8 protein-coding genes and 1 pseudogene are annotated in these 13,383 nt (G+C 41.1%); 1 reads left to right on the top strand and 8 read right to left on the bottom strand.

Going from position 1 to position 13,383, the window contains the following annotated elements; translation table 11 throughout:
• Positions 1–97: 97 nt before the first annotated feature.
• Positions 98–1,195, bottom strand: a complete 1,098-nt coding sequence (locus GQR87_RS18235; RefSeq protein WP_158971833.1) for an IS91 family transposase — start codon at positions 1,193–1,195, stop codon at positions 98–100.
• Positions 1,192–2,034: a site-specific integrase gene (locus tag GQR87_RS18240; protein ID WP_158967797.1), complete on the bottom strand. Its 843-nt coding sequence runs from the start codon at positions 2,032–2,034 to the stop codon at positions 1,192–1,194. Before GQR87_RS18240 ends, GQR87_RS18235 begins: the two co-directional genes overlap by 4 nt.
• Before the next feature lie 324 nt (positions 2,035–2,358).
• On the opposite strand from GQR87_RS18240, the pseudogene GQR87_RS18245 reads away from it, so the two are divergent.
• Positions 2,359–3,396 (top strand): annotated as a pseudogene (locus GQR87_RS18245) (integron integrase).
• Positions 3,397–4,354: 958 nt separating this feature from the next.
• On the opposite strand, the gene GQR87_RS18255 reads toward GQR87_RS18245, so the two are convergent.
• The 6 genes from GQR87_RS18255 to GQR87_RS18280 all read right to left on the bottom strand — a co-directional run bounded on the left by GQR87_RS18255 (position 4,355) and on the right by GQR87_RS18280 (position 13,335).
• A complete protein-coding gene (locus GQR87_RS18255; protein WP_158971839.1) occupies positions 4,355–6,232 on the bottom strand; it encodes a CRTAC1 family protein in 1,878 nt (625 codons plus the stop codon).
• A gap of 86 nt (positions 6,233–6,318) precedes the next feature.
• Positions 6,319–8,268 (bottom strand): CRTAC1 family protein, encoded by a 1,950-nt coding sequence (locus tag GQR87_RS18260; RefSeq protein ID WP_158971841.1) that lies wholly within the window; start codon positions 8,266–8,268, stop codon positions 6,319–6,321.
• Between the two features lie 78 nt (positions 8,269–8,346).
• Positions 8,347–9,828: a sulfatase gene (locus GQR87_RS18265; protein ID WP_370459614.1), complete on the bottom strand. Its 1,482-nt coding sequence runs from the start codon at positions 9,826–9,828 to the stop codon at positions 8,347–8,349.
• 8 nt (positions 9,829–9,836) lie between these two features.
• Entirely contained in the window at positions 9,837–11,270 is a 1,434-nt protein-coding gene (locus tag GQR87_RS18270) for an aldehyde dehydrogenase (protein ID WP_158971843.1), read from the bottom strand.
• A complete protein-coding gene (locus GQR87_RS18275) occupies positions 11,270–12,421 on the bottom strand; it encodes a mandelate racemase/muconate lactonizing enzyme family protein (protein ID WP_158971845.1) in 1,152 nt (383 codons plus the stop codon). The genes GQR87_RS18270 and GQR87_RS18275 overlap by 1 nt, the downstream gene beginning before the upstream one ends.
• A 188-nt stretch (positions 12,422–12,609) precedes the next feature.
• Positions 12,610–13,335, bottom strand: a complete 726-nt coding sequence (locus GQR87_RS18280; protein ID WP_158971846.1) for a hypothetical protein — start codon at positions 13,333–13,335, stop codon at positions 12,610–12,612.
• Positions 13,336–13,383 lie beyond the last annotated feature (48 nt).

Here is a 13,383-nt window from a genome sequence, read left to right on the forward strand (position 1 = left end):
GTTTTCCAAACGATAGGCCAGCCTAACCCATGACAGTGATTTACCTGTCATATTACTGCGTCTTTATCGGTCTGTATTAGACCGTCATACGATTATCTTAGCCACTTGCTATCTTCTGAACATTGAGGGGCGGCAGTACGATTGACGTCAACATCAGCACACCTGCTTTACATGCTGGACAAGGCCAGTATTTAGCGGGTTCGTATGTTTCTTCATTGTCCTGTTGCTCCACCATGTCAGGTAATTGTCGTCGAATGACCTCAAGTTTTTTACGTCGACAACAATTCGCTAAAAAACCAAAGTGCCGCACGCGCATCAAACCCTTTGGTAGAATATGACTGAGGTAACGACGCACAAATTCTTCACCCCTAAGCGTCATCTGTTTATGCTGATTACCATCTGCATAATCTTTGTAATTGAAGGTGACCTTCTCTTCGCTTATAGCCTGTAATCTCGACTCATTGAGCATGCCTTTTTTCGTATACCGACCTAAATAACGAATAACTGTTTTGGGCTGACACAAACAAGGTTTACTGTACACACACCAAGCTTTACTCATTAACATCTGCGCTTGGGGGACAACCAATTCACATGCCCTCAGTGCGGCCAACATCTTAGCCCTGAATACAGTAGATAAAGCTTTTACAGGAAACAAATACGCCTTTTTGACACTTTGCCAGTGTGCATGCTCATCCATTGCCCCGCCAGGAATAAGACAATGCAAGTGAATATGCTGGCTTAAGGTTTGCCCCCACGTGTGTAACACGGCTGTCATGCCCAGTTGCCCTTTCAGATTTTTACGGGATATCGCAAATTGACTCAAGGTTGCCCACACTGCCTGAAACAGACTTTTGTATAGTTTTTCAGGGGCATACTGACTTATCACGTTCAATTCATGAGGTAAGGTGAACACCAGATGGAAATACTTGCATGGCAACACATTCCCTTGTTGTTGCTCAACCCATTGTGCTGTTTGCTTACCCTGGCAGCGGGGACAATGCCTATCTCGGCACGAGCAATACACCACTTTATCAAACGAACACGACCCGCATTGCCACTGCTGCATACCTAATTTCCCTGTTCGACAATCCACTATATGTCGGCATACCTTATCTTGTTGATAACTCAATGTATGATGTTGTCGATACGCTGGCAGGAATTGCTGTAACGCATCCGCCACATGCAGCGCACTCATGACACACCATCCCAATCTGCCATTAAATCTTGGGCACCATTATTTAGCTCGGGCAACCAATGCAAATAATGTTGAGTCGTTCGAATATCGGCATGACCTAGTTGTTGCTGAAGCTGGTTAAGTGGCATGCCACCTTCTAACTGATGCGTGGCATAGGCATGTCGCAGACTATGAATACTGCACTTCTTCGTCACACCTGCCAACTTACAGGCTTCGCGAAAAGCCTTTTGTACCGACGTATTCCCCACCTTAAATGCCATGCCTCGGCTTGAGAAAAACAACCAATCTGTCGAGCGAAAATGGTGCCAGTAAGCCCGTAAAATATGCAACAACGACATGGTTAACACCACATCTCTGTCTTTGTTACCCTTGCCATTATGAATTCGCAATGTTTGACGGGCTCCGTCTATATCTTGCACCTTTACATGCACCAGCTCATTGAGTCTCAATCCGCAGCCATAATACATCTTCAACATGGTGCGATACTTCTCGTGACGACAATGCGCCACTATCTGTTTTACCTCTGCTTTAGATAATAAAATAGGAATAGTACGGGGCCTTTTAGGCCACACCACCTCAATACAAAACGTACGTTTAAGCACATGCTTGTACAAAAAATGAATACCATTTAATTGCACATGAATAGTTGAGCATGACAAGCCACGCTCCAAACTCAATGAACGAAAATACTGCTCCAATTGTTCATCGGTTAACTTCTCGGGGGATTGATGGTAGTACTTGGCAAGTTGTTCTACAGCATAAATATAGGTATCACGCGTACGAGTGGAATATCCTCTGATCTGGCACTCGTCGATCAAAGATTGACGTAATGGAGTCATCACAATTCTCCTGATAAATGGGCAACATTACCCATCTACAAGTGTGATCGATCAGACCAAAAAAGCAGGCTCCGCGTAGCGGCTTAGTTCAACAATTTAGTTAACGACAATTTGGGGTGTTCAAACACGACAAATTGTCCAATTTCATTCGGGCTGTTTTTTACACGACCCATAAGATATTCATTTATAACGAATAACTCCCCAATGTGCAAACATACTTATTCAAATACGGCATTTGTCGTTGATCTGCTGTTATTGGACAAATCACAGAGGCCTGTCTATATATACAGTAAGTTATTAAATATATTCTAAAGGATAATACTTGTGAGAAAATCCCCTTTTTTACAACATATCACCGACACTATGTATGAAAAGCGATATGCAAAACGAACCATTGAAACCTACTTACATTGGGTGAAATTTTATATTCATTTTCATAAAAACCAGCACCCAGCTAAATTAAGTGACAACGATGTTGAAGTTTTTTTAAGCTATTTGGTTAACACTCGTCACGTGGCCGCCCAAACACAAACCAGTGCTTTAAATGCTTTAAGTTTTTTATACAAAGTGATTATTAAAAAACCATTAACGTTAAAATTAGATTTTGTTCGCAGCCAACGTCAACAAAAATTGCCTGTGGTTTTAACCCCTGATGAAGTGAAACGTTTACTAACTAAAGTTGAGCAAAACTACCACCTGCAGGTCAGTATGCTCTATGCCAGCGGTTTACGCTTAATGGAGTGCGTTAGGTTGCGGGTCAAAGATATCGACTTTGATTATCACTGTGTACGCATTTGGAACGGTAAAGGGGGCAAACATCGAGTGGTAACACTGGCTCAAGAGTTAAGCCCAGCACTACAAATTCAGATAGCCAAAGTAAAACACTACTTACATTTAGACCAACAAGATGAAAGGTTTGCTGGCGTTTGGATGCCACACGCATTACGTTTAAAATACAAATCGGTAAATAAAGAACTCGATTGGCAATACCTTTTCCCAGCGCAAAAATTAAGTATCGATCCCGAAACAGGTTTATTTAGACGCCACCATTTAAACGAAAAACAAATTCAACGCGCTATTGTCAGCGCCTCCAACCAAGCTGAGTTAACTAAACGTGTAAGTCCCCACACATTGCGCCACTCGTTATAAAATGCGTCCATGCATTTTCCCCTGCGGGCCATCCTGCGGATGTTCAAATTTATTCCAGACAAATTTGTCGCTACCCATCTTTTACAATCGGGTGCCGACATTCGTACAGTACAAGACCAACTCGGCCACGCCGACTTACGCACCACGCAAATTTATACCCATATTTTACAACGAGGTGGCAACAGTGTGGTTAGCCCATTATCGAGACTTTAGCCTTTTTCCTCCGTGTATAATCGTGACAATTTCTTAGCTTTTAAACTCGCGGCTAGTTACAAGGGCAGGCTTCGTAACAATTAGTGAGTCGCTTTTATTCTTTTGCACATAGCTATTAACTGCTTAGTCTGCATCACTCTGCCGTATTCTGCGTTTATGGATTCCGGCTAAAAAGCACACCGGAATGACGAAATTTAAGACTATCAATATGACTAATGAATAGTACTATCTCCTAGCTACTGCTCTTAAACTGCTTTTTCTGCTCCACTCTGCTTAGTCTGCTACATTCTGTTTTGTTGCTTTTCTCTGTGTAGCGCAGCCTCTGTGGTTTAAGACTTTTGGCTTTTCGGCGAAGCCGCACCTAATAACCGCTGTGTAACTCTGTGACAATTTTTTGCTTTTAAACTCGCCGCTCGAATCTCGCGGCTAAGCACTGCTTTATTCTGCTACGTCTGCCCCACTCTGCTTAGCCTGCTACATTCTGTTTTTGTTGTTTTACTCTGTGTTCTCTGTGCCCTCTGTGGTGAATAGCTTTTAGTCTTTTTCGGCGTAGCCGCATTTTTAACCTCTGTGCAACTCTGTGAGATTTTTTTGTTTTTAAGCTCGTGTCTAATGGTTAGGCACCACTTTTAAAAGAATTGATTCCGGCTTAAAAGCACACCGGAATGACGGGCTTTGATGTCGGTAGATAATCTTGTCTATAGGCTCATTTTTTTGCTGTTTTACTATCTACTGCTAAGCCTGCAGTGTTCTGCCATTCTGGATTACTGCTAACAGCATGCTGCAATGACGAAATTTGAGACCAGTAAAACCTATCTCCTACCTCTTATTTACTAGCTACTGCTCTTAAACTGCTTTTTCTGCTCCACTCTGCTTTAGTCTGCTTTTTCTGCTTTTAAAAAGCCCATAAGTGAAGTAATCATCACCTATGGGCTAGTACATAACACATAAATAGTTCTTAACCTTTAATCAACACTTTTTGATTAAAGCCAACAACCTCTTGTGTAGACAAACTGCCGTCCGACCAAGTTACTTTTATTGTTGCAGGTTGCTCACAAGCTCCTACTCCAAAATGTACCAAAGGATTGAAGCTTAAAGAGTAGTTTGCTCCCGTTGTGCCAATACGTCGACTTTGTGAGCTTCCACAAGCAGTCACATTGACTAGAGCGCCTAAAGCCGATGGCTTAGTGGTAATAAATTGACCAAAGTCTAAGGTCAAATAATTAGCAGAGTCAGCTAGGGTATTTTTAAATAAATGCCATTTACCGCGATCATTGCCCACCACCAAATCTACTCGGCCATCAAGATCATAATCTAGGTTTTCAATGCTCATACCAATAGCACCTAGCTCAGTTGACACTGCGCCATGCTCTGCCATTGGCTGAAAACCATCAGCACTATTTAAGTACACTTGAGCCCCATTAACATTGACTAAGTTACCACGCTGTACCACCACAATATCTTGATAACCATTGTTATCGATATCGGCGATTGTCACGCCGTTAAAGTGCTCTTTATCAGTTAGATTTTGCTTAGCTGTGACATCAACAAATTTACCATTTTGATTTTCCAGCAACAAATTGCTTAACCCTGCTTTATGCTGACTGCTTTTATAAGATTCCACACCATGCACTATGCCCGTAGAAGGCGCCCAAAGATCACCGGCAATTTTCCATTGCTTATTACCTATGTAACCTATGTAAGTGCCCTTTTTAGGACGAGAGTCAGGAAAACCTAATGAGTCGCTATTGATCATTCTAAGATCACGTCCTGAATGGTTTTCCCCTGGAAATTCATAATCGTATGCCGATTCACCAATATACAAAGCTTTGTTTGGCCATTGTGATTGTAGGTTTTCAATATTTAGAATATCGCCTACTGCTAAACCGTCAAATTCAAACTTGCCACGTTTAGTAAAAAAGCCCCAGGTTTTAGTTTCTGCATCATAGAAAGTTTCGCCAATTTCAAATTCTTCGCCACGGGTAAAAAACAGATCCATGTCGCCATCATTATCATAATCAATCTCAGCCACACCCGTAACCTGTTTAATCTGACTTGGGAATACCTCAGCTGTGACTTCCTTAAAACTTAAATCACCATTGCCTAAGAAAGCTTTTACCGGGCCATTTCCGTAAATAATCACATCGATTATATTGTCATTATTAAAATCCGTTAGCAGTGTTTTTTGTCCGTCTCTTGGCATAGGCGGGAGCTTGTCTTTTAAAATCAATTCACCTTGACCGTTATTCTGGTACACATAACTTTCACTTTTACCTTTAAGCTCTTGATTAGGAAAAGCAAAATTTAATAGATCTAGATCTCCATCATTATCTAAATCCACAAACTTGACTGTGCGACCACGCATCATTGCCAATGGCTCTTTAAAATCAGCAACAGAGCTAAATTGTCGATCTTTAGTCACTCTAAATATTTTAGAATTACGGGCATTACTGCCTGAACCACCGCCCCGAGAAATAATTATTTCTTGATTGCCATCTAGGTCAAAATCACCCACCGAAATACCATGCATATCACCCATGATTAAATCGTAAGGTTTGCTGTATTTACCTTGGTTATTCCACATCACTCGCACGGCAAAGCCATGATCATTGAGTAATAAGTCTGGATAACCATCTTGATCTAAGTCAGCTACCACTGCTGCATCCCATTGACGAAGATTTTTTTCTTCGCGGGGAAAATCAGTAAAGGCTTCAACAAAAGTTTGCTTTTCTTGGGATTGTGTTTGACTAACGACACTGTCAGTACTTTGGCATGCTACTAACATACTAGATGACACTAAAACTGAAAATGCTAATGATATTTTTGATAATTGCATAATTTTCTCTTAATTAGAGTCTCTTGAGTTAGAGCCTCTTAAATAAATATAAGGTTAATTAATCTACTTGTTACATAAAGCTCAGTTCAGAACTTTCCTGCCTTATAACTTTCGTTGGTGTCGGGTATTTCAATCGCGCTTTGTTCACCGTTACTCCAGGTAATTACTGCCTGCTCAACCTGGTTGCACGAGCCTAAGCCCACGTGTAACTGATTATTCGCACTGTGCGAAAATGCCGAAGACGTTGCCCCCACTACTCGCACATAGGTATTACCACAGGCTGTAAACTGCAATTTTGCACCTTGTGCAGTGGCTTTACCTTTTGGAGAGTCACCAACTTCAAGAGTAATGAATTGATGGCTATTAAAATTAGATTTCAACTTAGAATTGGTTTGGTTTTCAAATAAATGCCAGCGACCACGTTCATTGGCAAACACCATGTCTAGGTCGCCATCTTTATCAAAATCAAATGACTCTGCACCACCACCTGTGGCTCCCAACTCACTGGATATTAGGCCATGATTTACGGCAGCTATAAAACCTTTACCTTGTTGATTGGTCAGGAGTATTTGTTCATTGGCTTGTGCCATGCTGCCATAGCGCATAACAAAAATGTCTGACCAACCATCGTTATCAAAATCGCCGACTGTGGCACTGGTGGTTTGTTCTTGAATATCTATGCCCAATTGCGCAGTCACATCAACAAATTTACCATCACGATTTTCCAATAACTTAACTGGTAGTAGTTCATCTTCTATTACACTTGGTTTAGAAACCACATTGTGCACCACGCCAGCTGTAGGAGAGGCTGTATCACCTGCAATACGCCACACCCCCTCACCTAAGTAACCTATGTACAAACCTTTTTTAATTAACTTCTGCGGCCAGCCTGCGGCTTGCTCTGGGGTTAGTTCAAGTTGATGACCACCATGTTTTTCTTCGCTAAAAGAATACAGTTTCTTGCTTTTGCCAATAAACACATCAAAGTGTGGGAAAGCCATTTGTAGATTTTCTAATTTGAAGTTGCCTTTGATGGTTAAGTCATCAAAGCGGAATTTTTGGTTTCTGGCAAAAAAAGCAAAACGTTGATTTTCTTGGTCGTAATAGCGCTGTTCAGTAAATTGGTGTTTGGCACGAGTGGCAAATAAGTCTAAGTCCCCGTCGTTATCAAAATCGATTTCGGCCAAAGTGCTAACATCGCTGGTATTTGCCATACCGTCAAACACAGTAGGGCTAACATTTTTATATTTACCTCCTTCTAAACCTTGCACAGCAACCATATTTTTGCCGCCATAAAAAACTAAATCACTGATATTATCGTTGTTAAAATCAGTTACTAAAGTGCGGTACCCCAACCATTTTGCTGTGGGCAATAAACGTTCAAATACTAATTCGTGTTGGCCTTTTTTAGCTTTACCTATACTCTGCTGCTGGTTACCTTGTAGATGACCTTGATTAAGATAAAGGTGATTCGCGCCCTTTTTCTGGGATTTTAACGGGAACGCCGACAACACTAAATCTAACTTACCATCTTGGTTGCTATCGACTAATTTAGCCGCTCGGCCTCGTGTGCGCTCTACTAAGGTAAATTCATCACCACCCACAATTGAGCGATCTGCATTGACGGTGAATATTTTAGGATAACGAGGTTTTTTACCACCGCCGCCGCCTTGCGATACCACAATGTCCATTCGTCCATCATGGTCGTAATCACCTACTGCTATGCCGTGGGTATCGCCTAATACAAAATCGACAGGTTGTGAAAATACACCTTGGTTGTTCCAAAACAATCGCACCTTAGCCGCATGTTCGGTCAACAACATATCTTGGTAACCATCTTTGTCTAAATCTGCAATAACCGCTGCGTCCCATTTTCTACGAGCACGAGCCTCAAGAGGCGCTATATCGGTGGTTTCAACAAATAAAGTGTTTGTAGTGGGTTGAACACTTTGCTTATTAAAGCTAGGAGAATAGGCACTTTGACAGCCAAACAGGCACGTTAAAGCCATACCATAAAAACTGATGTGAGTTTTCATAACAGAGGTTTCCGAATGTAGATAACTAAGCTCTGCTGAGCGAATCTAACTTATTCGCCAGCTGAGGCATTATTAGAATTAATGTATTTGAGGTTTTAACAAGATCTTGCCTTCAATCGATTTATGATCAGCAGGCTTTTTACGATACATATCCATTCGATCAATATCGTAATTTTCAAATTTTCGCTTCAATAACCAACGAGGTCTCTCTAATGTCGACTCCCAAGCAAATAAGGTTTTAAACATGCTACGCACTAGCTCTGGCTCTTGTGCAGCCATATTTTCAACTTCTTGAATATCGCTAGTAATGTTATACAACTCAGCGGGGCGGTCAGGAAAACGGATTAACTTCCAGTCACCCATACGAATAGCCGCTCTTGCATCTTTTTTCCAATACAATAATTCGTGAGGACGACCTTCTTCGCTACCATTTAAATAAGGCAATAAATCAACACCATCTAGATGAGTCAAAGGTTTTACATCACCACCGGCCGCAGCAAAAAAAGTTGGTAACAAATCGAGTGTACTAACAGGATACGGATAATCAGTTCCGGGTTGTACTTTACCTGGCCACTTGATCACATATGGCACACGCACCCCACCTTCTAAATGATTCGATTTTGAACCACTAAGAGGGTAATTATCAGAAGCATTCTTGTCTGTTGGGCCACCATTGTCGTTTGTAAAAACCACAATGGTATTGTCGTCAATGCCCAACTCGGTAAGTTTATCCATAATTGCTCCAGACGCTCGATCCAGTGCTAAGGTCATAGCAGCTACGGTTTTACGATGCCCTTTTAACTTCGGAAATTTAGCTAAATCAGCAGGGTCAGCTTCCATAGGGGTATGCACAGCATTAAAAGACATAAATGCGAAAAAGGGTTTGTCTTGTTTGACTTGTCTTTCGATAAAATTATTAGCTTCATCGGCCAACACGTCAGTTAAATAACCTTGATGTTCTTTATAGATACCAAAACCTTGTTCTAAGCGATCCAATTCATGGGCAGGCTTTTTGTCTTTGTTATAAGCGTAGTAGCTACGAGCCCCACCTCTAAATCCATAAAACTCATCAAAACCGCGTTTAGTGGGGTGAAATTTGTCATCGCCACCTATGTGCCATTTACCATAAAATGCGGTGGCATATCCTTGTTGTTGTAGGTATTCACCCATAGTCACCTCTGATAGAGGAACGCCCATTTCGCGGCCATCAACGGCGGAGTTTTCACTCATATAACCAGGCACATTGTTTTCTTCAAAACCAAATCGTTGTTGATAACGACCGGTCATTAAACCGGCTCGTGAAGGCCCACAAGTAGGGTCTGAGACGTAACCTTGCTCAAAACGTACTCCTTGTGAAGCCAGCTTATCGAGGTTAGGGGTAATCATGACTTGGCTACCTTGAAAGCCAAAATCGGCAAAGCCAGCATCATCAGAAAACAACAATACGATATTCGGTTTTTTATTCGTTTTTTGCTCTGCATTCACTAATGGCATAGCCAGTAAAGTTGATACAGTTAAGCCAAGTAATACTTTAAGTTTTAAAGATAACTTCATCATCATTTCCGCGCTTAATCGTTAACTAAAATCGAAACACGTTTATTGGTAAAATACTCACTCATACTATATTTAGAGCAGTCTTTACCCACACCACTTTGCTTCAACCCACCATGAGGTAATTGCACCGAATAATGTACTTCGTTGACACATACACTACCGGCTTGAATCCCAGATGCAGCCTGTAAACCACGTTTAAGGTTAGTGGTATACACATAAGCACTTAGGCCATAATCGCAATCGTTAGCCAAAGCAATAATGTCGTCTTTATCTGAGAAAGGAATAACAGCCAATACTGGGCCGAAGATTTCATCGCTGACGATTTCCATGTCTAGATCCACATTCGACAATATGGTTGGTTGCATAAAAAAGCCATCAGGATGAGACTCAGGAATACCGCCGCCCAACACAACGTTCGCGCCACTTTCTACAGCTGCATTTACTCGGGCGAGAATGCTCGAACGTTCTTTTTCGCTACTCAAAGGCCCCATCAATCTGCCTTCAGCTCGGCCTACACCTAAGGTCAAACCTTGAGCATGAGCTTTTGCTGTGGCGACAAATTCAGCGTACACAGACTCATGCACAAAACAACGATTCGGTGACACACATACCTGACCAGAATTAGCATATTTTAAATCCACTATGTTGTGCGCAGCTTTAGTCACGTCAGCATCGTCATACACAATAACAGGAGCATTGCCACCCAGTTCAACTGAGAAATGCTTCACGCTAGTACAAGCGGTTTGCATACATTTCACACCAGATGCAGTAGAGCCAATCATAGTAAACATAGAAGTAATTTTGCTGGTCAACAAAGGGTTAGTCACTTCGTAGTTATCGCTTGAAATCACATTGATAACACCAGCCGGGAAACCAATTTGATGGGCAAGTTCTGCACATAACAAGGTCGCCAGTGGCGTAACTTGCGAAGGTTTGATAATGGCGCTACAACCAGATGCCAATGACGGCCCTAATTTGTAACCTAAATTTAACAATGGGAAATTCCATGCCAAATAACCCACGACCACACCAAGTGATTGACGCTGAATGTAATGATGAAAACGACCATCAGGATCAACAATTACCGGCTGCTCAATACGCTTAGCTTCTTCGATGAAGAACTTTAAGCAGTCAATTAACATGCCAAAATCGTATTCAGCATTATCTAAAGGTTTGCCTGTTTCGGCGATCAATAAATCAACAATTTTATCTTTGTTTTGTTGCAATAAAGCAGAGTAGTCCATGATCAAAGCTTCACGCTCGTTTAAAGACATTTTTGACCATACATCAAATCCGGCTTCAGCCCCTTCTAAGGCGGCAGTCACTTGCTCTGGATCCATATCTGGTGCATGACCTAACACTTTTCCAGTGGCAGGATTAAGCACGGCAAAGGTTTTGTTTGAACTGACTAATTCGCCATTAATCAACATTTTATATTCTGCATTCATTATTTTGTTTCCGTTGTACATACGTCAAATTCTTTTAAGGCATTTAAGTCAATTTTCACACCTAAACCGGGGCCGGTAGGCACAGTTGCATGACCATTTTTCACTTCTACTTCTACTGAATATAGGTTATCTCGCAGCGGGTTTTCTGTTCTGTCGTATTCAAGGAATAACTTTTTCTCTTCAGCTCGGCCCGGCTCAGCATAACCAGAAGCCAAAAAGTGTGTTGCCGCCGCTAAGTTCAACTGGGTGCCCCAAACATGTGGGATCATATTTAAACCATTAGCTGAGGCTAAAGTACGAATTTTTAACGCTTCACTTGGGCCACCACAATAGGCTAAGTCGGCTTGCACCAATTGCACACCACCTTCTTGAATTAACTTTTGAAAACCGTAACGGGTTTGTTCACATTCACCAGTAGCAATAGCAATATTGGTTTTTTCGTGTAATTGACGAAACAGGTGAGGATGCTCTGGTGATAAAGGCTCTTCAAACCAAGCATAATTGTTGTCTTCTAACACCTTCGCAATACGAATAGCTTCAGGTAAATCAAAAGCATGATTTGAATCAGCCGCCAATATGGTATTGGGTAACGCTTGACGTAAAGCAATAATGAACTTTTCATCAAACTCAGGATTTTTACCTACTTTGATCTTCATTGCTTTGAAGCCTTCATTGGCATAACTCACGCCTTCAGCCACTAAAGCAGGGAGTAACTCATCTTCAGGTAAATCTTGGTAATACATACCTGTTGCATAACAAGGTACTGTGTCTCTTAATTTACCGCCCATTAACTGGCTCACACTCATGTTTAAAGCTTTACCTTTGAGATCCCACAAGGCCATGTCGATACCCGACATACCGGCCATCATCACGCCGCCACGGGCAAAATCTAATGATGAGCGCCACATATAATGCCAAATCATATCAGTAGACAAAGCATCTAAACCTAAAATTCGTGGTGCGTAAAACTTTTCTACTGCAGCTTGAATCACATCTGCCGGGCCATAACATTCGCCCCACCCAGATACACCATTATCAGCAATCACTTCTATCGCCAAAACGTTACGTTGATCATAAGACCATTGAGAAAAACCAAAAGGCTTGTCTAAATGACAACGTAAATGGTGAGTTTTAATACATTCAATTTTCATAATTAATTCGACCTAATTAATGGGTACGACCTAGATACCTATCTAGATTTACACTATATGCTATTTATATAAACATATGATGTTTGAAGTTACAATGATTTTATAACACTGAATTAACAGAAAGTACTGAAATATCTCTGTGATTCAAATATTTATAAAGAAAAATCAATTAGATAACACATTAACACTTAGTTATCTGTTAACAAAAAATGTTTCCCTTGTTTTTTGCTAATTGGCTCAAGCTTATTTATTTCAGTTAAATAGATCACCCAAGCAAACTTACTCGTAGGAAAATCAGTCGGCATATTACTCAAAGGTATAGAGATTTGGCCGTTTTCAGTCACTGTAAATTTTAACACTCCAAATTCTTGCCAATTACTACTATCTAACAACTTAATGTGTAAGTCTCTTGCCTCAGTCACTTCATAGTGGATATTCAATTCAACCGCTTGTGAACCCACAACTTGCTTAGGAAAGTTCACTTTTTTTATTTTATCTTGTTTGCTGAATAAGGATTTCTTCGGATTTTTCGTTTTATTCAGCACTAATAAATTACGTCGTGTTGGCTCGGTTATCCGATCTTTCCAACCTTTTCTTCGAGGCGAAAGGTACGCATCGATGCGGTATTTTCCTGGCTGTAAATTCTCTATGGGAAGTTCGAAGTGAAACTTGCCCGACTGTTTAATGCGTTTTTGTGTTTTTTTGACGGTTTTCCAACCATCCAAATTGACCACTGCCACGTGTAACTCACGAGTTTTACTAACTTGAACTTCAACCTGGATAACGGGTACTTCTTCAAATCCAATTTGCTCCTGAACAATAAATTCAACAATTTTGTCCTCATTAGCTAATACCGGTTTAAACAATAGTAGACCCGCAACCATGACAAAAACAAAGGACGTTAATAACTTCATTGGACTTACCTCTTTTTTAAAACAAAAAGGTCTGCAATTGCAGACCTT

It is taken from the genome of Paraglaciecola sp. L3A3 (assembly GCF_009796765.1).
Classification (GTDB): Bacteria; Pseudomonadota; Gammaproteobacteria; order Enterobacterales; family Alteromonadaceae; genus Paraglaciecola.